Origin of the sequence: Streptomyces sp. NBC_01498 (genome assembly GCF_036327775.1) — a bacterium.
Classification (GTDB): domain Bacteria; phylum Actinomycetota; class Actinomycetes; order Streptomycetales; family Streptomycetaceae; genus Streptomyces.
In genome coordinates this window covers 391,578-415,154 of sequence record NZ_CP109598.1, presented here as the reverse complement: position 1 = coordinate 415,154, position 23,577 = coordinate 391,578, and the positions used below count along the sequence as shown (strand labels likewise).

The 23,577-nt window shown below is 71.9% G+C and carries 21 protein-coding genes; 9 read left to right on the top strand and 12 right to left on the bottom strand.

Annotated features, from left to right (window positions below):
• Positions 1–174: 174 nt before the first annotated feature.
• Positions 175–618 carry a DUF7144 family membrane protein gene (locus OG875_RS01460; protein WP_330172370.1) on the top strand — a complete coding sequence of 148 codons (444 nt, stop codon included), beginning with the start codon at positions 175–177 and terminating at the stop codon, positions 616–618.
• 64 nt (positions 619–682) lie between these two features.
• On the opposite strand, the gene OG875_RS01455 is transcribed toward OG875_RS01460, so the two are convergent.
• The gene (locus OG875_RS01455) at positions 683–1,081 is read right to left on the bottom strand and encodes a DUF5997 family protein (RefSeq protein WP_330172369.1); all 399 of its coding nucleotides are present in this window, start codon (positions 1,079–1,081) and stop codon (positions 683–685) included.
• 59 nt (positions 1,082–1,140) lie between these two features.
• Here OG875_RS01455 and OG875_RS01450 point away from each other — a divergent pair, with 59 nt between their 5' ends.
• Positions 1,141–1,974 (top strand): LysR family substrate-binding domain-containing protein, encoded by an 834-nt coding sequence (locus OG875_RS01450; RefSeq protein ID WP_330172368.1) that lies wholly within the window; start codon positions 1,141–1,143, stop codon positions 1,972–1,974.
• Positions 1,975–2,026: 52 nt separating this feature from the next.
• On the opposite strand, the gene OG875_RS01445 is transcribed toward OG875_RS01450, so the two are convergent.
• The 7 genes from OG875_RS01445 to OG875_RS01415 all read right to left on the bottom strand — a co-directional run bounded on the left by OG875_RS01445 (position 2,027) and on the right by OG875_RS01415 (position 9,007).
• Positions 2,027–2,491 carry an SRPBCC domain-containing protein gene (locus OG875_RS01445; protein WP_330172367.1) on the bottom strand — a complete coding sequence of 155 codons (465 nt, stop codon included), beginning with the start codon at positions 2,489–2,491 and terminating at the stop codon, positions 2,027–2,029.
• Between the two features lie 18 nt (positions 2,492–2,509).
• Positions 2,510–3,319 (bottom strand): PrsW family intramembrane metalloprotease, encoded by an 810-nt coding sequence (locus OG875_RS01440; protein WP_330172366.1) that lies wholly within the window; start codon positions 3,317–3,319, stop codon positions 2,510–2,512.
• 159 nt (positions 3,320–3,478) lie between these two features.
• Entirely contained in the window at positions 3,479–4,264 is a 786-nt protein-coding gene (locus tag OG875_RS01435; protein ID WP_330172365.1) for an SAM-dependent methyltransferase, read from the bottom strand.
• Positions 4,265–4,581: 317 nt separating this feature from the next.
• Positions 4,582–5,652, bottom strand: a complete 1,071-nt coding sequence (locus tag OG875_RS01430; RefSeq protein WP_330172364.1) for a hypothetical protein — start codon at positions 5,650–5,652, stop codon at positions 4,582–4,584.
• 90 nt (positions 5,653–5,742) lie between these two features.
• On the bottom strand, positions 5,743–6,570 hold the full coding sequence (locus OG875_RS01425) for an aldo/keto reductase (RefSeq protein ID WP_330172363.1): 828 nt from the start codon (positions 6,568–6,570) through the stop codon (positions 5,743–5,745).
• 98 nt (positions 6,571–6,668) lie between these two features.
• A complete protein-coding gene (pgm, locus tag OG875_RS01420) occupies positions 6,669–8,315 on the bottom strand; it encodes a phosphoglucomutase (alpha-D-glucose-1,6-bisphosphate-dependent) (RefSeq protein WP_330172362.1) in 1,647 nt (548 codons plus the stop codon).
• A gap of 77 nt (positions 8,316–8,392) precedes the next feature.
• Positions 8,393–9,007 carry a TetR/AcrR family transcriptional regulator gene (locus tag OG875_RS01415; protein WP_330172361.1) on the bottom strand — a complete coding sequence of 205 codons (615 nt, stop codon included), beginning with the start codon at positions 9,005–9,007 and terminating at the stop codon, positions 8,393–8,395.
• Positions 9,008–9,100: 93 nt separating this feature from the next.
• Here OG875_RS01415 and OG875_RS01410 point away from each other — a divergent pair, with 93 nt between their 5' ends.
• From OG875_RS01410 to OG875_RS01395, 4 genes are all read left to right on the top strand, one after another.
• On the top strand, positions 9,101–9,655 hold the full coding sequence (locus OG875_RS01410) for an FBP domain-containing protein (protein WP_330172360.1): 555 nt from the start codon (positions 9,101–9,103) through the stop codon (positions 9,653–9,655).
• 68 nt (positions 9,656–9,723) lie between these two features.
• Positions 9,724–10,509 carry an HAD family hydrolase gene (locus OG875_RS01405; RefSeq protein WP_330172359.1) on the top strand — a complete coding sequence of 262 codons (786 nt, stop codon included), beginning with the start codon at positions 9,724–9,726 and terminating at the stop codon, positions 10,507–10,509.
• Positions 10,506–12,860, top strand: coding sequence for a glycoside hydrolase family 65 protein (locus OG875_RS01400; RefSeq protein ID WP_330172358.1), 2,355 nt, complete (start codon positions 10,506–10,508; stop codon positions 12,858–12,860). The genes OG875_RS01405 and OG875_RS01400 overlap by 4 nt, the downstream gene beginning before the upstream one ends.
• A 286-nt stretch (positions 12,861–13,146) precedes the next feature.
• On the top strand, positions 13,147–15,003 hold the full coding sequence (locus OG875_RS01395; RefSeq protein ID WP_330172357.1) for an Hsp70 family protein: 1,857 nt from the start codon (positions 13,147–13,149) through the stop codon (positions 15,001–15,003).
• An 80-nt stretch (positions 15,004–15,083) separates the two neighbouring features.
• Here the strand turns inward: OG875_RS01395 and OG875_RS01390 are convergent, their stop codons facing one another.
• Positions 15,084–15,773 carry an SGNH/GDSL hydrolase family protein gene (locus OG875_RS01390; protein WP_330172356.1) on the bottom strand — a complete coding sequence of 230 codons (690 nt, stop codon included), beginning with the start codon at positions 15,771–15,773 and terminating at the stop codon, positions 15,084–15,086.
• 219 nt (positions 15,774–15,992) lie between these two features.
• On the opposite strand from OG875_RS01390, the gene OG875_RS01385 reads away from it, so the two are divergent.
• Positions 15,993–16,949: a right-handed parallel beta-helix repeat-containing protein gene (locus tag OG875_RS01385; protein ID WP_330172355.1), complete on the top strand. Its 957-nt coding sequence runs from the start codon at positions 15,993–15,995 to the stop codon at positions 16,947–16,949.
• A gap of 231 nt (positions 16,950–17,180) precedes the next feature.
• Here the strand turns inward: OG875_RS01385 and rox are convergent, their stop codons facing one another.
• Together rox and OG875_RS01375 are read right to left on the bottom strand one after the other, a co-directional pair.
• Positions 17,181–18,641: a rifampin monooxygenase gene (rox, locus tag OG875_RS01380; RefSeq protein ID WP_443079232.1), complete on the bottom strand. Its 1,461-nt coding sequence runs from the start codon at positions 18,639–18,641 to the stop codon at positions 17,181–17,183.
• A 231-nt stretch (positions 18,642–18,872) separates the two neighbouring features.
• Positions 18,873–19,814, bottom strand: a complete 942-nt coding sequence (locus OG875_RS01375) for an SDR family oxidoreductase (protein ID WP_330177555.1) — start codon at positions 19,812–19,814, stop codon at positions 18,873–18,875.
• 841 nt (positions 19,815–20,655) lie between these two features.
• Between OG875_RS01375 and OG875_RS01370 the strand changes: the two genes are divergently transcribed.
• Both OG875_RS01370 and OG875_RS01365 read left to right on the top strand, forming a co-directional pair.
• Positions 20,656–21,525 carry an AraC family transcriptional regulator gene (locus tag OG875_RS01370; protein ID WP_330172354.1) on the top strand — a complete coding sequence of 290 codons (870 nt, stop codon included), beginning with the start codon at positions 20,656–20,658 and terminating at the stop codon, positions 21,523–21,525.
• Between the two features lie 154 nt (positions 21,526–21,679).
• Entirely contained in the window at positions 21,680–22,333 is a 654-nt protein-coding gene (locus tag OG875_RS01365; RefSeq protein WP_330172353.1) for an RICIN domain-containing protein, read from the top strand.
• A 107-nt stretch (positions 22,334–22,440) separates the two neighbouring features.
• Here OG875_RS01365 and OG875_RS01360 read toward each other — a convergent pair whose 3' ends face one another.
• Positions 22,441–23,568 (bottom strand): type III polyketide synthase, encoded by a 1,128-nt coding sequence (locus tag OG875_RS01360; protein WP_330172352.1) that lies wholly within the window; start codon positions 23,566–23,568, stop codon positions 22,441–22,443.
• Between the last annotated feature and the right edge of the window lie 9 nt (positions 23,569–23,577).

Genomic DNA, 23,577 nt, shown 5'->3' with positions numbered 1-23,577 from the left:
CAATCGAGGAAGGAGCGGACGGGGCCCGGAGGTCCCGTGACACTCGGTTCCGGACCGTCACCGTTCACCTGAACGGCGTAGTACCGGTGGTCAGGGGAGCACGGACGGCGGATTGTCGGGCCCATGCCGGAGTGGTTCGCGGAGCGGGCCACACAGTCGGCCGAGGAGGCTCTCATGGCACAGACCGCGTCCCCTTCGGGGGCACACCAGACACCGTCCCGCAAGAGTCACGGCGGAACCGCCTGGGCGACGGGCGGGGCGATGTTCGCCGGGGTCCTGCTGTTCGTGGACGGCGTACTGGCCATCCTGAACGGCGTCGTCAGCATCGCCCGGGACAAGGTCTTCACACTGAACGGCAGCTACACCTACCAGTTCACGCTGACCACCTGGGGATGGATCCACGTGGCGGTGGGCATCGTGCTGGTCCTCACCGGGATCGGCATCATCAGCGGGGCGTCCTGGGCACGGTGGCTCGGCGTGGCCGTCGCGGCGATCAGTGTCGTCACGAACTTCATGTGGCTGCCGTACCAGCCCGTCTGGGCGGTTGTTGTGATCGCCATGGGAGTCTTCGTCATCTGGTCCCTGCTCACCGACCACCGGCCCCGGGCGCTGCGGTAGCCGCGTACGGGGGCGGCCGGGAATCCCCGGCCGCCCCCGTACGCCGGGACTCTCCCCGAGCCGGTCAGGAGCCGCTGCCGCCGGTCTCCCGCTCCGCGTTCTTCTCCTTCACGCGCGCCGCTTCCTTCCGGACCTCGGCCTGGGTGGCGCGCTCGCGGCGCAGCCAGGACGGGAACTCCTCCTTGAGCGCGTCGATCTGCTCCGTCGTGAGCGGGTCGGTGACACCGCCGCGGGCCAGACCCGCGATGGAGACACCCAGCTTGGCCGCGACCACCGGCCGGGGGTGCGGGCCGTCGCGCCGCAGGTCCCGCAGCCACTCGGGGGGATCGCTCTGGAGCGCGTTCAGTTCACCGCGCGAGACGACTCCCTCCTGGAAGTCGGCGGGGGTGGCCGGGAGGTACACACCCAGTTTCTTCGCCGCCGTGGCGGGCTTCATGGTCTGGGTGGTCTGCTGCGACGTCATGGGCCCCAGACTATCGAGCGCGTGCGGTGCCTCCGACCACGACCGGTAGCCTGACCGGCGTGACAGGCTCGGAGGTACCCCTCGCGTCCCCCACGTTCCGGCTCGTGTACGTGCCGGGGGTGACCCCCACCAAATGGCTGCGGATCTGGGACGAGCGGGTTCCCGGGGTCCCGCTGACCCTCACCGCGGTCGCCGCGGCGGAGGCGGGCGGCGTGCTGCGCGCGGGCGGGGCGGACGCCGGTCTCGTACGTCTGCCGGTCGACCGGACGGAACTCAGCGCGATCCCCCTCTACACCGAGACCACCGTGGTCGTCGTCCCGAAGGACCATCTGGTGAGCGCGGCGGACGAGGTGTCGGCCGCCGATCTGGCCGGTGACATCGTCCTGCACCCTCTCGACGACACCCTCGACTGGGACGGGCCCCTGCCCGGCCGGCCGGCGATCGAACGGCCCGCGACGACGGCGGACGCCGTCGAACTGGTCGCGGCGGGCGTGGGACTTCTCGTCGTCCCGCAGTCGCTGGCCCGGCTGCACCACCGCAAGGACCTCACCTACCGGCCGGTCACCGACGCCCCCGAGTCACGCGTCGCCCTGTCGTGGCCGGAGGAGCGGACGACCGATCTGGTCGAGGAGTTCATCGGGATCGTCCGGGGGCGCACGGTCAACAGCACCCGGGGCCGCCGCGCCGCGCAGGCCCAGGCGCGGCCCGACCCGAAACAGAAGCAGAAGCCGGCCTCCGGCGACAAGCCGAAACCCCGGGGCTCCGGCGGGAACGGGAAGACGACGGGCCGCGCTACCGGCAGGCCCACCGGCGGCGGGAACTCCCGGAACACCCCCCGGGGCGGCGGCGGTTCGGGCGGCCGGAAGAGCGGCGGGCGCGGGCGCCGCGCCTGACGGCGGGCCACCGTCGGCAGCCGCGTCCGACAACGGCCCGCCGGCCCATGCCTCAGTGCCCGGTGTCCTCCACGAGCCGGGCCAGACTGTCCAGCGACATCCGCGTACCCGTCTCGTTGTCGGCCGCCGGCACCGCGTCCGGCACCCCTTCGTGGACGAGCCGGACCTCCGTCCCGCCGTCGACGTCCGTCAGCGTCGTCGTCATGGTCATGGTGCCCCGCATCGCGGCGTCGTCGGTCTCGAACTCAAGCACCTCCACCACCAGTTCGCCGGGCACCAGCCGCGCGAAGTGACCGTGGTACGTGTCCCGGCGCGGCGCCGACCTGCCGGTGTCCGTCGGCGCGTCGTACAGGAGCGAGACCCGGAACCGCCCGCCCTCGCGACCGTCGAACTCGTGCACCCGCGCGCTCATGCCCTCGGGCGCCCGCCACACCGCGACGGCGTCCGCGTCCAGCAGCGCGCGATAGACGGCGGCACGCGGGGCCCGCATCCGCCGGGAGACCTCGGTCGAGTACATGGCGCAAACGTAGCGCCCTCACTGCCGCCACAGCCGGCCCGCGTCCGCCGTCGGCGGCTCCCCGGACAGGGTGTCGCCGCGGTGCAGTTCGAAGAAGAGCCAGCCCAGGGAGACCAGGGCCAGCAGCACGTAGGTGAACCGCCCCGTCGTCCCGTCCCAGAGGGCGTGCAGGGCGACCGCCGCCAGGAACGTCACCACCAGCCGTACGACGGCCCCCAGCGACCAGCGCGCCGCCACGGCCCCCCACAGGGCCCCGCAGACGAGCCCCGTCCACGCCATGTGCGCGGCGGGCGAGGTCAGTCCGCGCAGCAGCAGGGTCTCCTCGACGTCCCCGATGTTCCCCTGGGACGCCAGCAGCGCCGTGAACGCGTACCCCATGGTTTCCAGCGCGGCGAACCCCATGCCCGCCGCGACGCCGATCAGCAGACCGTCGCCGACGCGCACGGTGCCGCGCCGCGCCTGCCACACCAGGATCAGCACCGGGACGATCAGCTTGCAGGACTCCTCGATCAGCCCGATACCGATCAGGGTGCTGGTGCCCAGACCGCGCAGGGTGTCGAACTCCAGCTGTCCGGCGGTCACGATCCCGACCACGCCGCCGAACAGCGCGGCGATTCCCAGCGTGAACGGCCCGACCTGCCACTGGCCGGTGCGCCCGGCGACGAAGGTGAGGAAGGACAGGGGCACGACGACCGCGCCCAACATGATCATCGCCGGTACGTAGTTGACGTTGCCGGTGTCGACGAGGGTGGCCTGGACGATGAAGTACAGCCCCAGCCCGACGGCCAGAACGGGCAGCCAGGCCCATTTGCGCATGACGGTCGGCATCGCACTGCACCTCGTTCTCACGTCCACGGCAGGTCGTACCACCGGTGCAGCGTAAGCCGGACCCACCCGCGGTCCGGTGCAGCGACCCGGCCGCGCGTCGCCGGGGGTTCACGAGGAGGAACACACCCGCCGGGACCGTTCCCGGCGGGTGCGGAAGGGCTACGACACCCGGGCCACGCCCGCGTAGATGCCGCTCGCCTCGTCGGTGGGCGCCGTCGTGTCCTTGAACCAGGAGGGGGCGGTGACCAGCCCCGGCTCGACCAGTTCCAGTCCGTCGAAGAAGCGGCCGACCCCGGCGTGGGTACGGAATCCCAGCCGGATGCCGCCCTTCGCGTACTCGGCGACGACCTTGGCCGACAGCTCAGGCATGATGTCGGACGCGGCGTGCGACAGCATCAGATAGCTGCCCGACGGCAGCACGTCCAGCAGGCTGGAGACGATCTCGTACGGCCCCTCGTCGTCCGGGACGAAGTGCATGAGCGCGATGAGCGACAGCGCGACCGGCCGGTCGAAGTCGAGGGTGCCTCGGGCGTGACGCACTATGTCCTGCGGCGCGCGCACATCGGCCTGTATGTAGTCCGTCCTGCCCTCGGGGCTGCTGAAGAGCAGGGCCTCGGCGTGGCGCAGCACGATCGGGTCGTTGTCGGCGTAGACGATGCGCGCCGCTGGGTTTATCGCCTGCACGATCTGGTGCAGGTTCGGCTCGGTCGGGATGCCGGTGCCGATGTCCAGGAACTGGGTCACGCCGTGGCCCGCCAGCCAGGCGGCGGCGCGGTGCATGAACGCCCGGTTCTGGCGGGCGGCGGCCTTCGACTCGGCCGGCAGGGACCCGCCCACCCGACGGTCGACCTCGTAGTTGTCCTTGCCGCCGAGCAGCCAGTCGTAGACCCGCGCGGGGTGCGGCTTGCTGGTGTCGACCTGGGGTTTGGGCGTGCCTGCCGTCATGACGAAGCTCCGATGCGTACGTGGCGGTGCGACGGAGGCGGCACGACGTGTTGGGACGCGTCGCCGGGTCGGCCCCGGGCGTCACCGGCCGTCCGGGCAAGTCTGCCACAGGGGACGGGAGTTGATCGTGGCCGGGTCGGACGGCGGCCGGGCCCCGGCGACCCGGACCCGGCGGGGCCACCCACCTCGGGACGCCCGGCGCGGACGGTCGACCGCGAGCCGTTCAGCGCCGACCGACCGCCGACCGCCGACCACGACCGCAGATCGCCGACCGCGACTCGTCCGCCTCGCCCCGTCGGCCCCCGACAGCGCCCGGTTCAGGCCATCGACAGCCCGAGACCGTAGAACGTGACCCGGTACGCCCCCACCTCCCCGGCCTCCGCGCCGATCAGCAGGTCCTCGGGGGAGACCACACCCATGGCACGGGCCGTCGCCACGATCGTCTCGGCCAGCTCCTGGCCGGAGGGCTCGCCCGGACCGCCCGCGTCGATGCGCAGCCGGGGGTGGCGGGTGTCCGGCCAGGGCCGGCCGGTCTTCGGGTGGTCGGCCGACGTGCCCCAGCCCAGCGCCGACGCGTCGACGTCCTCGCCCGCGAAGCAGGCGAGCATCAGCCGGTCACCGCAGTCGACGTCGAACAGGATCGGTGCGCCCTTCCCCTCGATCCGGCCGTAGATCGGCATCCACATCGGGGTCCGCAGCGCGCTCGTCTCGGCCGGGAGGGTCGTGAGGAAGTCGGCGAGCGCCCGCGTCACCGTCTCCCAGCTGCGGGCCTTCCAGCCGCCGGGGAAGGTCAGACCGCCGTTCGACGCGTCGGGCCGGAAGCCGAAGAAGCCGCTGATGGCGTGCTCCTCGCCGTTGCCCTGGCGGACGAACCAGTTCTCCGCGGGGTCGGTGGGCCTGAGCACCAGCTCGGGCCCCGTCGGCCCGGCGCGCAGTTCGAGCGTGTCCCGTTCGCCGCGCCAGCGCAGATAGGGGGAGCCCCAGCTCTGCACGGCGCCGAGGAACGGTGCCAGCCTGCCGTGCACGCCCATGATCGACGCCTCGCCGAGGGTGGCGGTCAGCTCGTCCTTCGCCACCCGGAACGCCTCCGCCTGGGAGGCGGCGTCCGGTGCGGCGCGCCGTACCGGCACGGCCAGTTCGACGTACGCCTCCCCGCCGACGTACCGCTCCTCGTACTTCCCGACGGGCCGCAGCCGCGCGTCACCGGTGGAGCGGCCGGTGAACACCGTGGGGCTCTCGCTCCAGCCCCAGCCGAGCCGGACGATCAGCGCGCGTGTCGCGTCCGCCGTCCAGCCGCCCGTGTCCGCCGCGCGGAGGCGGACCGCCAGGGCCGCGATCGTCTCGTCCGTGGCGCTGTGCTGCGGTGCGCCGCCCCGTTGTTCGGTCATACGACCGATCTTGCCGTACGCGACGGTCCTTCTTCACCGGGAGTTGCGGAGTTGGAACATCGGGCGGCGGCGGGGCGGCGCCGGCGGAGCTCAGTTGCCGAACCGGTCCGGGTGGGGGCCGGTCCTTTCGTCCCGGTTCAGCGCGGACAGTTCGGCCATGTCGGCCTCGCTCAGCTCGAAGTCGAACAGGGCGAAGTTCTCCTCGACACGCTCCCGGGTCACCGACTTCGGGAAGACGATGTCACCGCGCTGGAGTGCCCACCGGAGGGTCACCTGCGCGGGCGTGCGGCCGGCGGACTCGGCGATGCTCACGACGACCGGGTCCTTGAGCACCCGGCCCTTGGCGATGGGGGACCACGCCTCGGTGGCGATGCCGTGCTCGGTGTCGAACGCCCTGACCTCGTCCTGGGTCAGATACGGGTGCACCTCGACCTGGTTGACGGCGGGCACGATCTCGGAGCCGTCGAGGACCCGGCGCAGGTGGTGGGGCTGGAAGTTGGAGACGCCGATGGCCCGCGCCCTGCCGGAGCGGTACATCTCCTCCAGCGCCTTCCAGGTCTCCACGAAGTCCCCGGCCGCCGGCCACGGCCAGTGGATGAGGAAGAGATCCAGCCGGTCCAGCCCCAGGTCCCGCAGGCTCTGCTCGAACACGGCGTGCGCGGCGGCGGGATCGTGGGCGGTGTTGTCCAGCTTGCTGGTCACGAAGATGTCGTCCCGGTCGATCCCGGAGTCGCGGACCGCCTGGCCGACCTCCTTCTCGTTGCCGTACATCTGCGCGGTGTCGATGTGCCGGTAGCCGATCTCCAGCGCGGCCAGCGTCGCGCGCCGGGTGTCCTCCGGCGGGATCTGGAAGGTGCCGAAGCCGAGTTGGGGGATCGTCACGCCGTTGTTGAGCGTGATGTCGGGGACGGCGTTCATGGGTGGCTCCTCGATGGGGTGGGGGAGAGCGGACGGGAGGCCGCCGGGGTGATCGTATGACGTCGGCGCCACACAACACCGCAAAGGCGTACGAAATGTCAGCCGGCCGTGCGCAGGACCGTCGACACCAGTGCCTTAGCCTCCTCCTGGACCTCGCTCAGATGATCCGCTCCCCGGAAACTCTCCGCGTACACCTTGTAGACGTCCTCCGTGCCCGAGGGCCGGGCCGCGAACCACGCGTTCTCCGTGCACACCTTCAGGCCGCCGATCGCCGCGCCGTTGCCGGGCGCCTCGGTGAGGACGGCGGTGATCGGCTCGCCCGCCAGCGAGCCGGCCGTGACCTGGTCCGCCGAGAGTTTCGCGAGCACGGCCTTCTCCTGCCGGGTCGCGGGGGCGTCCACACGGGCGTACGCCGGATCGCCGAAGCGTCCGGTCAGCGCCGTGTAGTGCTCGGACGGGGTGGAGCCCGTGACGGCGGTGATCTCGGAGGCCAGCAGGGCGAGCAGGATCCCGTCCTTGTCGGTGGTCCACACCCGCCCGTCGCGGCGCAGGAAGGACGCGCCGGCCGATTCCTCGCCGCCGAAGCCCAGCCCGCCGTCGTACAGACCGTCGACGAACCACTTGAACCCGACCGGCACCTCCACCAGCGTCCGCCCCAGATCGGCGGCGACCCGGTCGATCATCGAGGACGACACCAGCGTCTTGCCGATCCCGGTGCCGTCCGGCCAGCCGTCGCGGTGCGCGTACAGGTACTGGATGGCCACGGCCAGATAGTGGTTGGGGTTCATCAGCCCGCCGTCGGGCGTGACGATGCCGTGCCGGTCGGCGTCCGCGTCGTTGCCGGTGGCGATCGTGTACGTGTCGCGCTGGGCGATCAGCGACGCCATGGCGTACGGCGACGAGCAGTCCATCCGGATCTTGCCGTCCCAGTCCAGCGTCATGAACCGCCAGGTCGGGTCGGCGAGCGGGTTCACCACGGTGAGGTCCAGCCGGTGCCGCTCGGCGATCCGGCCCCAGTACCCGACCGAGGCGCCGCCGAGCGGGTCCGCGCCGATCCGGATCCCGGCGTCCCGGACCGCGTCCAGGTCCAGGACGGACGGCAGGTCCTCGACGTACCGGCCCAGGAAGTCGTGCCGCCCCGTGGTGTCCGCGGCCAGCGCCCGCGCGTACGGCACCCGGCGGACTTCCTTGAGACCGCCCTCGATCAGGGAGTTGGCCCGGTCCTGGATCCAGGAGGTGGCGTCCGAACCGGCCGGGCCGCCGTTGGGCGGGTTGTACTTGAAGCCGCCGTCGGCCGGGGGGTTGTGCGACGGCGTGACGACGATGCCGTCGGCGAGCCCCGTGCTGCGGCCCTGGTTGTGCGTCAGGATCGCGAGCGAGACGGCGGGGGTGGGCGTGTAGCCGTCGTCCGAGTCGATCAGGACGGTGGCCCCGTTGGCGGCCAGCACCTCCAGCGCCGTGACCCGGGCCGGCTCGGACAGCGCGTGCGTGTCGGCGCCGAGGAACAGCGGCCCGTCGGTGCCCTGGCGGGTGCGGTAGTCGCAGATGGCCTGCGTGGTGGCGGCGATGTGGTCCTCGTTGAACGCCGCCACGAGGGCGGAGCCGCGGTGTCCCGACGTGCCGAAGGCGACCCGCTGCGCGGGATCGGCCGGATCCGGACGCAGCGCGTAATACGCCGTCACCAGCCGCGCCACGTCCACCAGGTCTCCGGGCTGCGCCGGCTGCCCGGCCCTGTCGTGCACCATCGCCGAACTCCCATCGTGTCGGTCGGCCGCCGCCCGGGGCGTCGCGCGCCGGGCGGGACTTCGGGGCCGCGCCCCCGCTACGTAACCCTATGAGGGGAGGCCGCGCCAGTGGGCGCCGCCCCGCCTGCGGCGGGCCAGTGCGTCAGCAGCACATGGAGCGCCTCGACCATCCGTTCCCAGGACGCCCGCACCTCACGGTCGGCGGCGAACCCGCCGCCGGCCTCCAGCGCGGTGAAGCCGTGGAAGGTGCTGCGCAGCAGCCGTACGGCGTCCGTCAGATCGGGCTCGTCCAGACCGTACGCCCGGAGCATCCCGTACGTCATCCCGACGGTGCGCGCGTACGACGGGGGAGGGGCGGGCAGCGGCGGGTCGATCCGGGTCTGGGTGGCCCCGTACAGACCGGGGCGCTCCCGCGCGAACGCCCGGTACGCGTCGGCGTACGCCACGAGCGCGTCCTTCCCGGCCCGCCCCGCCAGCGCGGCGGCCACCCGCTCCGCGAACTCGTCCACCGCCAGCAGCGCGATCCTCGTCCGCAGATCGGCCGCGTTCCTCAGATGGGCGTAGAGGCTCGCGTCCTTCACCCCGAAGCGCCGGGCGAGCGCGGCGACGGTGACGTTCTCGAATCCCACCTCGTCCGCCAGCTCGGCCGCCGCCTCGGTCAGCCGTTCGACGGTCAGTCCCACGCGCGCCATGGGCGCCACCTCCTGTGCCGGATGAGGAGCACAGCGTACCTAGGGAAAATAATTGTTTGCCTAATATGATTAGGCACTGTTAGCGTCGCCACCATGAAAGCTGTGACCGAGCGTGACATCAGGGCGTCGTTCGTCAATTGTTCCAAGGGCGAGGCGCAGCGACTGCCCCTTCCGCGCGGCTTCGCGGAGCTTCCCTGGGAAGACCTCGACTTCCTGGGATGGCTCGATCTCTCCGCGCCCGACCGCGCCTATCTCGTCGTGCAAAGGGACGACGTGCCAGGAGACGGCACAGAAGGGGACGGCGAGGAAGGGGACAGCTCGGAAAGGGACGGCACGCTCGTCGGGGTGACCCTGCGATATCCGTCACGGCGCCGGGGCTTTCTGCACCGCACCATGTGCTCCCTCTGTCTGACCACCCACCCGGGCGGCGGGGTGTCCCTGATGGCGGCGCGCAAGCGCGGCAGGGCGGGCCGCGAGGGCAACTCGGTGGGGCTGTACATGTGCACCGACCTCGCCTGCTCCCTGTACGTACGCGGAAAGAAGGCCGCCGCGCCGGGCTCGCGCATGGAGGAGACCCTGACCGTCGAGCAGCAGACCGAGCGCCTGCGGGCCAACCTCCTCGGCTTTCTCGACCAGCTCGGCCCCTGAGCGGACGGTCCGCGCGCGCCCTACGATTGCCGGGAAAGCAGCCCTCTTCCACGGAGAAGGTGCGCCGCATGACGAAACTCGGCCTCCCGGACAGAATTCGGGCCTGTCTGTTCGATCTCGACGGAGTCATCACCAGGACGGCCGTGGTGCACGCCGCCGCCTGGAAGGAGACGTTCGACGTATTCCTGCGGGAGCGTGGTGACGGGGAACAATTCCGCCCGTTCGACGCCGTCGCCGACTACAACCGATTCGTCGACGGGCTGCCCCGCGCCGACGGCGTCCGGGCCTTTCTCGGCTCGCGCGACATCCGGCTTCCCGAGGGCGCGCCGGACGACCCGCCCGACCGGGCCACCGTCCAGGGCCTCGGCAACCGCAAGAACGAACTGCTCCTGAAGAAGATCAGGACCGGGGGCGTCGAGGCGTACGACGGCTCCCTGCGCTACATCCGGGACGTCCGCGCGGGCGGACTGCGTACCGCTGTCGTCTCCTCCAGCACCAACTGCCGCGACATCCTCCGGTCGATCGACGCCGAGGGACTGTTCGACGTCCGGGTCGACGGCGTCGTGGCGGCCGAGCGCGGACTGCCCGGCAAACCGGACCCTGCCCCGTTCCTCGCGGCGGCGCGCGACCTGGGCGTCGAGGCGTCGGACGCCGCCGTCTTCGAGGACGCGCTGGCGGGCATGGAGGCGGGCCGCTCCGGACACTTCGGCTACGTCGTCGGCGTCGACCGGGTCGGCCAGGCCGACGCGCTGCGGGCGCACGGCGCGGACACCGTGGTCACCGACCTGGCGGACCTCGCCGGCAGCCCCGCCGCCCCCGGCCACGACCGCGCCCACGGGGAGCAGCACTCATGATCACCGACTCGATGTACGCGGTGGAGCCCTGGTCCCTGCGGGAGACCGAACTCAGCCTCGACGTCCTGCCGCAGAGCGAATCGGTCTTCGCGCTGTCCAACGGCCATGTCGGCTGGCGCGGCAATCTCGACGAGGGCGAACCGCACGGTCTGCCGGGCTCCTACCTCAACGGCGTCCACGAACTGCACCCGCTGCCCTACGCGGAGGCCGGATACGGCTACCCCGAGTCCGGCCAGACTGTCATCAACGTCACCAACGGCAAGATCATCCGACTGCTCGTGGACGACGAGCCGTTCGACGTGCGCTACGGCCAACTCCGCTCCCACGAACGGGTCCTGGACCTGCGCACCGGCCTGCTGCACCGTACCTGCGAGTGGACCTCACCCGCCGGCAGCACCGTACGGGTGCGCTCCACCCGCCTCGTCTCCTTCACCCAGCGCGCCGTCGCCGCCGTCTCCTACCAGGTGGAGGCGGTCGACTCCGAGGCGCGCATCGTGATCCAGTCCGAACTGGTCGCCAACGAGCAACTGCCCGACGGCACCGGCGATCCCCGCGCCGCCGTCGCCCTGGAGTCACCCCTCCAGGCGGAACAGACCTTCGCGTCCGGACACCGGCTGCGGCTGGTGCACTCCACCCGCCGCAGCGCCCTGCGTGTCGGCGCGGCGGCCGACCACTTCGTGTCGGGGCCCGAACGCACCACGACCCAGTGCGAGTCCGACGACGACATCGCCCGGCTGACCGTCACCGCAGTCCTCGCCCCCGGCACGAGCCTGCGCCTCGACAAGATCGTGGCGTACGGCTGGTCCGGCGCCCGGTCACTGCCCGCCGTCAGCGACCAGGTGGACGCCGCCCTGGCGGGCGCCACGAGCGTCGGCTGGGACGGACTGGCCGAGGAACAGCGCGCCTATCTGGACGACTTCTGGACCTGCGCCGACGTGGAGGTGGACGGGGACGAGAAGATCCAGCAGGCCGTACGGTTCGCCCTCTTCCACGTCCTCCAGGCGGGCGCCCGCGCCGAGCAACGCGGTCTCCCCGCCAAGGGGTTGACCGGATCGGGCTATGACGGGCACGCCTTCTGGGACACCGAGGCGTTCGTCCTGCCCCTGCTCACCAACACCACGCCCGACGCGGTGTCCCAGGCCCTGCGCTGGCGCCAGAGCACCCTGCCCGCCGCCCGGGAGAGGGCGACGCAACTCGGCCTGAGCGGCGCGGCGTTCCCCTGGCGGACCATCGAGGGCTCCGAGTGCTCGGCCTACTGGCCGGCCGGCGCGGCGGCGTTCCATGTGAACGCCGGGATCGCCGACGCCGTCGTGGGCTATCTCGCCGCGACCCACGACGAGGAGTTCGAGCGCGAGTGCGCCGTCGAACTCCTCGTGGAAACAGCCCGGTTGTGGCGCTCCCTCGGCCACCACGACCACCGCGGCGCCTTCCACATCGACGGTGTCACCGGCCCCGACGAGTACAGCGCCGTCGTGGACGACAACACGTACACCAACCTGATGGCCCGGACGAATCTGCTCGCGGCGGCGGACATCGTCGAGCGGCACGCCGACCGCGCGTCCCGACTCGGGGTGGACGACGAGGAGAGCGCGACCTGGCGGGACGCCGCCGAGGCCATGCACGTCCCGTACAACGAGGAGTTGCGGGTCCACGAGCAGGACGCCGGATTCACCGGGCACCAGCAGTGGGACTTCGCCCGCACCCGGCCCGACCAGTACCCGCTGCTGCTCCACTTCCCGTACTTCGACATCTACCGCAAGCAGGTCGTCAAACAGGCCGACCTGGTCCTCGCGATGTACAAGTGCGGCGCGTACTTCGACGCCGACCACAAGGCGCGCAACTTCGCCTACTACGAAGCCCTCACCGTCCGTGACTCGTCCCTGTCGGCCTGCTGCCAGGCCGTCATGGCCGTGGAGACCGGACACCTGCGCCTGGCCTACGACTATCTGACCGAGGCCGCGCTGATGGACCTGGAGGACCTGGAGCACAACACCCGCGACGGCCTGCACATCGCCTCGCTCGCGGGCGCCTGGACGGCCCTGGTGGCCGGTTTCGGCGGTATGCGGCGCCACGGGGAGCGGCTGGAGTTCGCGCCCCGGCTGCCGGAGGAGATCAGCCGGCTCGCTTTCACGGTCCGGTTCCGCGACCGTCATCTGCGGGTCGAGATCACCTCCACCACCGCGACGTACAGCCTTCCCACCGGTGAACCGCTGAAGATCCGCCACTACGGCGACCCGCTCACCGTGCGCGGCGGGGTCGGCGATGCCCGTGCCATTCCGCCGGTCGTCGCCCCGCCGCCACCGCCGTACCCGCCCGGACGCCGGCCCAACGAGGGCGGGCGCCGCCGCTGATCCGGGCACACCTGATCCGGGCACCTGATCCCGGCCGTCGAGCCCGCCGCCGGGTCTCGGGTGTACACCGCCGGCTTCGCACCACGCCGCGAAGGGTGTGAAACTGGACAGAAGTGGGTGATGTCGCCTCGGAGGAGCGCGGGTCGCAGGCCGTCGGTCGTAGGCCGTTGTAGGTCCGTACCGGCCTCCGCCATCGGCGGGACGTGCCGCGGGATACGCGGGGCGTGCCACTCACGCACGGCCGGTGGCCCGAGCGCGGGTGCCCGGCCCGACCCGGGAGTGGTCCATGGCCAAGGCAGCAGGAATCGATCTCGGTACCACCACCTCGGTGATCGCCGTCTGGAAGGACGGCGGGGCGACGGTCGTCCGCCACGCGCGGGGCGCCCGCACCGAACCCCCCGTGGCCGGATTCACCGACACCGACACCGACACCGGTGACGCCGATGCGGTCGAGCGGCGGAGCGGGCCACCGGCCCGGCGGCAGGCGGTCCCCGATCCCGAGGGCGCCGGGACCTCGGCCGCGGCGCCCGTACTGCGCCAACTCGCCGAGGACGCGGGCCGGGCCCTGGGCGAGCGGATCACCGAAGCCGTCATCACCGTGCCCGCCCACTACGACGACGCGCGGCGAACCGCCGTCGGGGACGCCTGCCGGACCGCCGGTCTCGACGTCCTGCGTGTCATCGACGAGCCCACCGCCGCCGCACTCGCGTACGGAATGGACAAGATCGGACGCGCCACGAACGGGTTCGGGCATGGGACGGACGAGAAGGAGCACGAAAGCGTGCTCGTCTTCGACCTCGGCGGCGGCACCCTCGACGTGAGCGTTCTGGACGTCGCGGACGGAGCCGTGGAGGTACGGTCCACCGCGGGCGACAGCCACCTCGGCGGCGCCGACTTCGACCGCCGGCTGGTCGACCATCTCGCCGACGGTTTCCAGCGCGACAACGGCATCGACCCGCGAGCGGACCCGCGGTCCCTGCCACGGCTCTTCGAGGCGGCGGAGAAGGCCAAGACCGAACTCAGCTCGGCCACCCGGACCCGGATAGGTCTGCCCTTCGTCGCCGCCGACATCTCCGGCCCCCGGCATCTGACCGGGACGGTCACGCGCCCCACGTTCGAACGGCTCACCGCCGATCTCGTGGAGCGCTGCGCCGGGCCCGTCCGGCGGGCGCTCGCCGACGCCGCGCTGACCGAACAGGACATCGACGAGGTCGTCCTGGTCGGCGGCTCGACCCGTATCCCCGCCGTCCGGGCCCTGGTCCGCCGCCTCGCCGGCGGCACGGAACCCCGTACGGGTGTCAGCCCCGACGAGGTCGTGGCGCTGGGCGCCGCGATCCAGGCGGGGGTCCTCGCGGGCCGGGCCGGGGACGCCCTGCCGCCGGACGTCCTGCCGCTCGCGCTCGGAGTCGAGACGCACGGCGGTGTCATGACGAAGATCATCGAGCGGAACACCCCGTTCCCCGTCCGCCGCTCCAGGACCTTCTCGACCGCGGAGGACAACCAGTCGGCCGTCGATGTCGTGGCCGTCCAGGGTGAACGTGAACGGGCCGCCGACAACCGGGTCCTCGGCCGCTTCCAGCTCACCGGCATCCGTCCCGCGCCCCGTGGCGAACCGCGTATCGAGGTCACCTTCGACGTCGACGCCGACGGCGTCCTCCACGTCGGCGCGAGGGACCGGGCCACCGGCGGGGCTCAGTCCGTCTCCATCGGCGAGGGCGCCCGCCTCGACCGGTCGGAGGCCGAACGGATCGTCGCCGAGGCCGCCCGCAACCACGGCGAGGACCAGGCGCTGCGCGAGGCCGTCCACGCCCGCAACGAACTCGACGCCGCAGCCCACCGGGTGGAGCATCTCCTCACCGAACTCGGTGACTTCGCGCCCGAGCACGAGCGGGCCCGCGCACGGCTGCTCGTCTCCGACGCACGGCAGGCCGTCGAGGTCGAGGCCGACCCGGTACGGGCCGGGACGCTCACCTCCGAACTCCACCAGACCCACGTGTCGCTGGCCGCGCACCGAACCCCACCGGCAGCGGACGAGAGCGGCGACGTGGTACCCGGCGACGGACCGGGGGACGCCGGGGCGGGCGAGGGCCTTGAGCCGTCCGGCGCCGACGACGTCATCGACGCCGAGTTCGACAGGGACTGAGACCGCCCGGACCGCGTCCCCACACACTCACACCCACGATCACTGTCTCCACGTCCTCGTCCCTGAGGCCCCCGGAATCGTCACCGCCCGCTGACAGTCACCGTGTTGAGCACGTCCGCGAGTCCTCGGACCACCTCGGACGCCATGACCGCCTGACCCGATGTCGAGAAATGGATACGGTCCGCACTCAGCAGATCCGGCCGCGAGTTGAGCGGGTGGTCCCACATCTCGACCACGACGATGCCGAACTCGGCCGCCAGATCACGGGTGATGGTGTTGAGCGCCCGCACCCGCTGCGGAAAGTCGGGGAACACCGGTACGTCGAAGGCCCGGCCCAGCGTGAACGTCGTCACCCGCGCCCCGGTCCCCGCCGCCGCCCGGAACACGTGTCGCAGCGTCTCCTCGACGGCGTCGAAGTCGGGCCGGCGCCGGAACAAGTCGTTGGCGCCACAGGAGAGATGGAGCAGATCCGGGCCGAACTCCGCGATTCCACCGATCTGTTGGCCGAGCGTGTCGGCGGCGGTCGCGCCGATCGTGCCGGTGTTGAGATAGACCAGTTCCGGACGGACGCGCCGCAGGGCGTCGGCGACCCGGTCGCCCCACGGCCGGTCCAGATATCCGGGACTCGGGTCCCCGGTCCCGGCGGCCAGGCTGTCGCCGGCCACCGCGAACCGTCGCCACGGCGCCCCGGTGAGGAGCCGTGTGGCGCGCGCCGGTGAGAGGCAGAAGGGATCGGTCTCTTCGGTGAGGGCCTGTGCCGCGGTCTTCATGACGTAAAAATACGATCGATCGTGCGCACACTGCAAGTGATCATGAGGCCGGAGTGTCGGCGTGTCGCGGCTCCGGTAGTAGGTTTCCGATGCGCCGCTATTGGTATGGACCTTGACGCCGATGGCGGGTGTCCTTACGGTGGCAATCAGCCCCATCGTTCACATGCTCGCCCCTCGTTCACATATGAGACCCCCACTCCAGGTAGGAAGGCGTTCGCGATGCGTGCTCGAAAGCTGCTCCCCACCCTCCTCGCCGTCGCCACGACGGCCGGCGTGCTGTCGGTGGCCACCACTCCGGCCCACGCGGCCGTCATCAGTGTCAAGACCGCCGCCGAGCTGAAGACGGCGCTCACCAATGTCCGCCCCGGCGACACGATCCAGCTCGCCGACGGCCAGTACACCGGCAACTTCAAGGCCCTGGTCGCCGGCACCGCCAACTCCCGCATCACGCTCACCGGTTCGGAGCGGGCGGTGCTCAGCGCGGGCGGCGGGTACGTGCTGCACCTCAACGGCGCCTCGTACTGGACCGTCAAGGGCATCACCCTCACCGGCGCCCAGAAGGGCATCATGGCGGACACCGCCAACGGCGTCGTCATCGACTCCGTCGTGGTGCACGACCTGGACATGGAGGGCGTCCACTTCCGCAACTCCAGCCGGGACGGCGTCATCAAGAACTCCCGGATATACAACACCGGCAACGACGGACGGGGCATGGGCGAGGGCGTCTACGTCGGCTCCGCCGGCGGCACCTCCGACAAGAGCGACAACGCCCAGATACTCAACAACACCATCGGTCCCGATGTCGGCGGCGAGGCCATCGACATCAAGGAGGGCACCACCGGCGCGAAGATCATCGGCAACACCTTCGACGGCCAGGGGCTGACCGGCGCCAACTTCGACGACTCCTGGGTCGACGTGAAGGGCAACAACACCCTGGTCGAGAACAACACCGGGAAGAACACCACCAACAACGGCTTCGAGACCCACACCCAGCAGTCGGGTTGGGGCTGCGGCACGGTCTTCCGCGGCAACAAGTCGAACCTGACCGGCGCCACCGGCGACAAGCGGCTCGCCATCAACGTCACGGCGGACACGGCCAGTTGCCGTACGACCGTCTACGCGAGCAACACCGTCACCGGCGGCCGGGGCCTGACGAACATATCCGTCACCCCCTGACCCCCGGTCGCCCGCGCGCGGGTGGGCGCCGGACGGACCACGCCGATACGGCCCGTCCGGCGCTCACGGACACGGGCGAAGGAGCGGACGGCGGGCGGAAGGAGCGGACGGTGGACGGCGGGAGCGGACGGCGGGCGGTCGGCTCCGACCCGAATCCCCGGCACGGCCGCGACCCGCGCCGGGGCCACATCCGCGGCGCGCTCCCGCCGCGCTCCGACCGCCTCCGCCCGTTCAGCCCGCTGAAGCGCCGAACCACGCGGGCAGCCGGTCGAGCAGCTCCCGCTGGTCCTCGCCCACCCACACCACGTGCCCGTCCGGCCGCAGCAGCACCGCGGGCACGTCCAGTTCCTCGCCGGCGTCGACCACGTGGTCGACCCGGTCCGCCCAGCCGTTCACCGAGAGCCGGCCCGTCCGGTCGAGCAGCAGCCCGCGCCCGCCGTGCGTCAGCTCGTACAGCCGTCCCCGCCCCAGCCGCACGTCCCGCAGCCGCCGGCCGAGGAGTTCGTGGCCCTCCCCGACGTCGTAGCGGATCCCGATCGCGATGATCTTCTCCGTCAGACACCGGTTCACCTCCTCGAAGTCCATCAGCTCCGCCAGCAGCCGGCGCACCGCCAGCGGGCCCGGCCCGGTGGACATCAGCAGGCTCTGCGCGCGGGTGTTGTCCAGAACGTCCGCCGCCACCGGGTGCCGCTCGCTGTGATACGTGTCCAGCAGCCCCTCCGGTGCCCGGCCGCCCACCTCGGCGGCGAGTTTCCAGCCGAGATTGAACGCGTCCTGGATGCCGAGATTCAGCCCCTGGCCGCCCATCGGCGGATGGATGTGCGCCGCGTCGCCCGCCAGCAGCACCCGGCCCGTCCGGTAGCGCTCGGCCTGCCGGGTCGCGTCGCCGAAGCGGGACAGCCGGCGTGGCGAGTGCGCACCGAAGTCGGTGCCCGCGAAGGCCCGCAGCTGCCGCCGGAACTCGTCGAGCGTCGGCGGCGCCGAGCGGTCCTCCGCCAACCCCTCGGCCGGGACGACGACACGGCAGATCCCGTCCCCGAGGAGCCCGGCACCGAACCGCTTCTGGGTCCGGCGGACCTCGGCCGTCACCGCCGCCAGCGTCTCCGGCGACGCGGTCACCCGCATCTCGCCCAGCAGCGTCTCCTCCCGGGCGGGCTCGCCCGGGAACCCGACGCCCAGCAGTGTGCGCACCGTACTCCGGCCGCCGTCGCAGCCGACCAGGTACCGCGAGCGCAGCCGTGTGCCGTCGGCCAGTTCGGCCGTCACCCCGGCCTCGTCCTGGCTCAGCCCCACCAGTTCGAGGCCCCGCCGGATGTCCGCGCCGAGCTCGGCGGCGCGCGCGGCCAGCAACCGGTCCGTGACGGTCTGCGGAATGCCGAGGACATAGCCGTGCGCGGTGTCCAGCCCTTCCGGCGCGGGCTTCTCGATCGCGGCGAAGCCCCTGAGCGGGAACCGGCGCCCCTCGGCCAGGAACCGCTCCAGCAGCCCCCGCTGGTCCAGTATCTCGACGCTGCGCGCGTGCAGACCGAGCGCGCGTACGTACGGCGCCGGCTCCGCCGCCTTCTCCAGTACGTGTACGGCCACCCCGTGCAGCCGCAACTCGGCCGCCAGCATCATTCCGGTCGGTCCACCGCCGACGACGGTCACCTCTGTCACGTCTGTCACGTCTGTCGCATCGGTCACCGCGGTCATCTTCGTCACCGCGGTCATGTCGGTCGTACCGGTCGTATCGGTCACGTGATTTCCCCCGCATATCGCCACCACCAGCACGCCGAAGCGCATGAAAGCGATATCTCACGCATTTCATCGCGTTCCCGCTCGGGTCGGCCATTCTGCGATACGAACGGGGCCTTGCCGCAAGCCCCCCGGTGCGCTATATGTTGAGAATGGCGAGGAGCGTGGGTGCTCCCCGCCATTCGTCGTTCACGGGGTGAACGCGGGTCGGTCGGCACCGGCCGACCGCCGGAAGTAGTGGCCCTGGTCGAGGTCTTCGAGAAGACCGGGACGGCTCGGCCGCCAGTCCAGCAGCTCGCGGGTCAGCGCACTGGACGCCGGGCTGTCGAGCCCGAGCAGCGGACTCAGCCAGGTGAAGTGCGCGGGGGCGTCCTCCGGGTTCACGGAGGCGACCGGCACACGCAGATGACGGCCGATCACCTCGGCGATGTCGCGGATCGGGATGCCCTCCTCGGCGACGCCGTGCAGCACCGACCCGGCGGGTGCTCCGTCGACCGCCAGCCGGAACAGCCGGGCCGCGTCGAGGCGGTGGACGGCGGGCCACCGGTTGGCACCCTCGCCGATGTACCCCGAGACGCCCTTGGTGCGGGCGATGGCGACCAGGGTCGCCAGGAAACCGTTGTCCCCGTCGCCGTGACAGGTCGGCGCGAGACGCACCACGGACGACCGCACCCCGCGCGCGGCGAGCGCGAGCGCGGCCCGCGCGGTCGCCGACCGGATCGCCGACGGCGACTCGTCGACGCTGGGCACGACCCGCTCGGTGGCCACCCGTCCCGGGGCGAAGCCGATCACGCCGGAGGCGAGCACGAACGGGCGGTCGGTACCGGCGAGCGCGTCACCGAAGGTGTCGACGGCGCGCCGGTCGGCCTCGGCGGCGCCCTGGAAGTCGCCGGTGAAGGCGATGTCGTGCTTGAAGGCGAGATGGATGACCGCGTCCGAGCCGGCGGCGGCGTCCCGCAGGACCGCGAGATCGTCCAGGGTGCCGCGGACCACCTCCACCCCGGCCGCGTCGAGCGCGGCGGCGGAGACGTCGGAGCGGGCGAGGCCGGTGACCCGGTGCCCCGCTTCCGCGAGTTCCGGAACGACGGCTGAGCCGAGCCAGCCGGACGCGCCGGTCATGAAGATGCGCATGGGGAACCTCACCGTGTCGATGTGCGCCGGGCCGAGCACCGGGCGCGCCGGGCGGGCCGCCCGCACGGGCGGGGCTCCTCCGGTGGCCCTCGTGCGGCGGGACGCGCACCGGTACGAGGCGCCGTCCGCCGGTTGCGGCGTGGGGGAGTCGCGCTGCGTGGAGGCGATCGCCGGCGGCTCGCGGTCCGCCGCCGGACCCGTCGACGGGCACGCGGTGGGGCTCGGCGTGGTCCCCGGTATGGTCCCCGAGCACCTCGCGCAGCTCCGTACACGACACGCCGCCACCCGCCGTACAGACCTGACCCGCGAGCGGCCCGCCGGACGGGACGCAAGCGGCGGGCGGCCCGGCCGGTTGCCTGTCGCACGGGTCAGGTCGTCCGGCACGCACGCGTGCGCCCGACGCTGTACCTGTCGCTCCTCCTCCGACGGAGGTGGCGTCGGGAAAGAGGGACGGACGTGGTGGACACGGCGGACAGGGTGGGGCCCGGCGGTGCGGAGATCGCCGGTCCGGCCGAGGTGTCCCCCCGCGCCGGAGCGAGGGACCGTGAAGCGCGGCATCGACATCACCGGCACCACCGGCCACGGCATCCGCCCCTCCCGCCCCGGGCCCCGGACGGGGCGGCTCCGTACGGTCCTGGCCGGACGCGTCGCCGGGCATCGGGGGCGGCCGTCGGAGTCGTACGCCCCCGGTGCCCCGAGCCGGCGACCGCCGTAGGCCGATCGCGCCGCCGCTCCCACCCCCGCCCCGGTGGCAGTCCGGGCGCATGATCGGATCGGACCGGGACGATCGGGCGCGGCCCGGGGCCCGCTCGGCAGAGTGGACATCGAAAAGGGGGTCGTGATGATCGCGGCACTGAACCAGCTCGTCGGTCTCGTGGAGGATCGTCTGGCCGAAGAACTGGACGTCCACGGACTGGCCGGGAAGTTCGGCACGACCGAGTACCACCTGCGCCGCATGTTCTCGTCGCTGGCCGGCATGCCGCTGTCGGAGTACGTGCGGCGCCGCCGCATGACCGCCGCCTGCGCGGACGTGGTCCGGGGCGAGGACGATCTGCTGGGTATCGCGGTCCGTTACGGATACGGCTCGACCGAGGCGTTCGGCCGGGCGTTCCGCGCGGTCCACGGCGCCGGTCCCGGTGACGTCCGCCGCGACGGAGGCCCCCTGCGTACACAACCCCGGCTCAGGTTCCACCTGACCGTCGAAGGGAGCATCCCCATGGAGACCCGTCTGGTCGCAAGACCCGCGTTCCGGCTGGCCGGACACGCCGCCCGGGTCCCGCTCATCCACCAGGGCGTCAACCCGCACATCCAGCGGCACATCACCGCGCTGTCGCGGCAGGAGCATCACCGGCTCAAGGACCTCGGCGACACCGAACCGGAGGGCCTGCTGCAAGTCTCCGACGACGTCGACCCCGACGGCACGGAGGGCAGCGAACTGACGTATCTCCACGGCGTCGCCGTCACCCGTGACACGCGGATCCCCGAGGACCTCGACGTCATCGAGGTACCGGCCGGCACCTGGGCGGTCTTCCGTACCGAGGGTGCGTACCCGCAATCCCTCCAGACGGCGTGGGCCGCGACAGCGACCGAATGGTTCCCCTCCAACCCGTGGCGCCTGCGGCCGGGCCCCTCGATCGTCTCCGTTCTCGACCGCGCGGACGACTTCAGCACGGCCACCTGTGAGCTGTGGCTGCCCGTCGAAGCCGCGTGACCTCCGCACCTCCGGGAGGAATGCCACACCACGGCGGCCCACGACGGAGCCGGTGACGGAGTCGCCGGGCGCGCCGGTATGACTGTTGTGCCCCGGAGGGTGAACTTAGGGACACTCGCTTCGTCGGGCCGTCGCGGGTCGGTATCAACGACTCATGCGTACAAGCCGATTCACCGGATTCACCAGATTCACCGGATTCGTCTCCCGCGCGGTCGCCGTCGCGGCAGCCGCCCTCATGTCGCTGCCGCAGAGCGCGGCAGTCGCCGAGAGCCCCACCGCCGTGTCGCGTGCCGTTCCCCCGGCCTCGGCGCCGGCCGCCGAGAACCCAGGCATCCGGTACACGACGAGCTTCCGCAACGCGGCCGTCTACGAGGTGCGTGCCGCTGTCGGCGGGAAGTGCCTCGACATCCGCGGCGGGGGTCGTCCGCAGGCCGGAGCCGTGATCCAGACCTTCGACTGCAAGAACGAACTGCACCAGCGCTTCCACTTCCAGAGCCTGGGCAACGGCACCTTCACGATCGGCGCCTTCGGTGTCTACTGCCTCGGGGCCCAGGGCGGCGGCCCCACTCCCGGCGCCCCTGTCGTCCTCACCACCGGCTCGGGCTGCTCCACCTTCACCTGGAACAACCGCGGCACCTCGGCGAACCCGGACCGCTGGGAGTTCGTCGAGGTGACCACCGGGCAGTGCGTGCGGGACACGGGGCGGCGTTCCCAGGCGGTGCTGGGGGCCTGCGGCGGCACCGCGGGCCCGGGGCCGGAGGCGTGGGACCCGCGATTCAAGGAGTACTTCAACTATGACCAGTTCTGACGCGGGCACCCTCTGACACCCCCCGGACGGCGCGGTGCGGCGCCGTGCCGGACGCCCCGGGCCTGTCCACGCGGCTCCACCGGACGGGCCCCGGGCGCGGTGCCGGATCAGCCGGCCACGTCGCTCCGTGACATCAGGACCGGCGTCGGGAGGATCACTTCCCGTTCGATCGGCAGGCTTCCCCTCCCCTCCACCGTCCAGGTGCCGAGGGCGAGTTCGGCCGTGATGCCGGGGCCGAAGCCGGCGATGACCCCGCGTGCGCCGTGCTCGGCGCCGCCGTCCTCGAAGAAGCGGTCCAGGGCGTCGAAGATGACGGCGCTGGCGATGTTGCCGCGCTCGGTCAGTGTCGCCCTGCTGTAGCGGAACATGTCCGCCGGTACATCGAGGAAGCGGCAGAGGTCGTCCAGGATGCGGGGCCCTCCGGCGTGCACGATGTAGAAGTCCAGCCCGGAGACGTCCCAGTCGTACGGCTCGGCCATCTCCCGCATGGCGGGCGCGAGGACGGACATGGTGCCGGGCACCCGCTTGTCGAGCATGAAGTGGAACCCGGTGTCCCGGACCTCGTAGGAGATCCAGTCCTCCGTGTCGGGCACCAGATGGGACGCGTTGCGCTCAAGCCGTACGCCGGTGCCTCCCTCACCGCGTACGACGGCGGCGGCGACGGCGTCCCCGAACAGGCCGTTGGAGAGCAGGTTGCCCACGGCCAGGTCCGTCGGCTGATAGCACAGCGAGCAGAACTCGCAGGCCACGATCAGCACGTTCGCCCCCGGGTACGCCGAACAGAAGTCGTGCGCCCGGTTGATGGCCGCGCCGCCGGCCGCGCACCCGAGCTGGGCGATCGGCAGCTGCCGGGTCCCCGATCCGAAGCCCATGGTGTTGATGAGCCACGCGGTCATCGACGGCATCATGAAGCCGGTGCAGGACACATAGACGATCATGTCGATGTCCGGCGGCGCCAGTTCGGCGTGGCCCAGGGCCCGGCGTACGACCTCCGGCACCCGGGCCTTCGCCTCCGCCTCGTAGACCGCGTTACGGGTGGTGAAGCCGGGGTGCTGGAGGGTCGTCCCGATCGGCTGCACCAGACGCCGGGTCCGGACACCGGTGTTGCTGATCAGCCGCACGGCCAGGTCGAGCTGCGGATGGCCGGCGTGCAGTGTCCGGGCCAGCTCCACGGTCTCTTCCATCGTGATGACGTGCTCGGGGACCGCGACGGCGGGTCTGCACAGAGTTGCCATGATCAGTTC

What these genes read in the sequence shown, in the direction of transcription:
- OG875_RS01410 (WP_330172360.1), top strand. Translation starts at nt 9,101, where the DNA reads ATGAAAGCTGTGACCGAGCGTGACATCAGGGCGTCGTTCGTCAATTGT.
- OG875_RS01370 (WP_330172354.1), top strand. Translation starts at nt 20,656, where the DNA reads ATGATCGCGGCACTGAACCAGCTCGTCGGTCTCGTGGAGGATCGTCTG.
- OG875_RS01360 (WP_330172352.1), bottom strand. Translation starts at nt 23,568, where the DNA reads ATGGCAACTCTGTGCAGACCCGCCGTCGCGGTCCCCGAGCACGTCATC.
- OG875_RS01440 (WP_330172366.1), bottom strand. Translation starts at nt 3,319, where the DNA reads ATGCCGACCGTCATGCGCAAATGGGCCTGGCTGCCCGTTCTGGCCGTC.
- OG875_RS01460 (WP_330172370.1), top strand. Translation starts at nt 175, where the DNA reads ATGGCACAGACCGCGTCCCCTTCGGGGGCACACCAGACACCGTCCCGC.
- OG875_RS01455 (WP_330172369.1), bottom strand. Translation starts at nt 1,081, where the DNA reads ATGACGTCGCAGCAGACCACCCAGACCATGAAGCCCGCCACGGCGGCG.
- OG875_RS01395 (WP_330172357.1), top strand. Translation starts at nt 13,147, where the DNA reads ATGGCCAAGGCAGCAGGAATCGATCTCGGTACCACCACCTCGGTGATC.
- pgm (WP_330172362.1), bottom strand. Translation starts at nt 8,315, where the DNA reads ATGGTGCACGACAGGGCCGGGCAGCCGGCGCAGCCCGGAGACCTGGTG.
- OG875_RS01390 (WP_330172356.1), bottom strand. Translation starts at nt 15,773, where the DNA reads ATGAAGACCGCGGCACAGGCCCTCACCGAAGAGACCGATCCCTTCTGC.
- OG875_RS01430 (WP_330172364.1), bottom strand. Translation starts at nt 5,652, where the DNA reads ATGACCGAACAACGGGGCGGCGCACCGCAGCACAGCGCCACGGACGAG.
- OG875_RS01365 (WP_330172353.1), top strand. Translation starts at nt 21,680, where the DNA reads ATGCGTACAAGCCGATTCACCGGATTCACCAGATTCACCGGATTCGTC.
- OG875_RS01400 (WP_330172358.1), top strand. Translation starts at nt 10,506, where the DNA reads ATGATCACCGACTCGATGTACGCGGTGGAGCCCTGGTCCCTGCGGGAG.
- rox (WP_443079232.1), bottom strand. Translation starts at nt 18,641, where the DNA reads ATGACCGCGGTGACCGATGCGACAGACGTGACAGACGTGACAGAGGTG.
- OG875_RS01375 (WP_330177555.1), bottom strand. Translation starts at nt 19,814, where the DNA reads ATGCGCATCTTCATGACCGGCGCGTCCGGCTGGCTCGGCTCAGCCGTC.
- OG875_RS01425 (WP_330172363.1), bottom strand. Translation starts at nt 6,570, where the DNA reads ATGAACGCCGTCCCCGACATCACGCTCAACAACGGCGTGACGATCCCC.
- OG875_RS01405 (WP_330172359.1), top strand. Translation starts at nt 9,724, where the DNA reads ATGACGAAACTCGGCCTCCCGGACAGAATTCGGGCCTGTCTGTTCGAT.
- OG875_RS01385 (WP_330172355.1), top strand. Translation starts at nt 15,993, where the DNA reads ATGCGTGCTCGAAAGCTGCTCCCCACCCTCCTCGCCGTCGCCACGACG.
- OG875_RS01415 (WP_330172361.1), bottom strand. Translation starts at nt 9,007, where the DNA reads ATGGCGCGCGTGGGACTGACCGTCGAACGGCTGACCGAGGCGGCGGCC.
- OG875_RS01435 (WP_330172365.1), bottom strand. Translation starts at nt 4,264, where the DNA reads ATGACGGCAGGCACGCCCAAACCCCAGGTCGACACCAGCAAGCCGCAC.
- OG875_RS01445 (WP_330172367.1), bottom strand. Translation starts at nt 2,491, where the DNA reads ATGTACTCGACCGAGGTCTCCCGGCGGATGCGGGCCCCGCGTGCCGCC.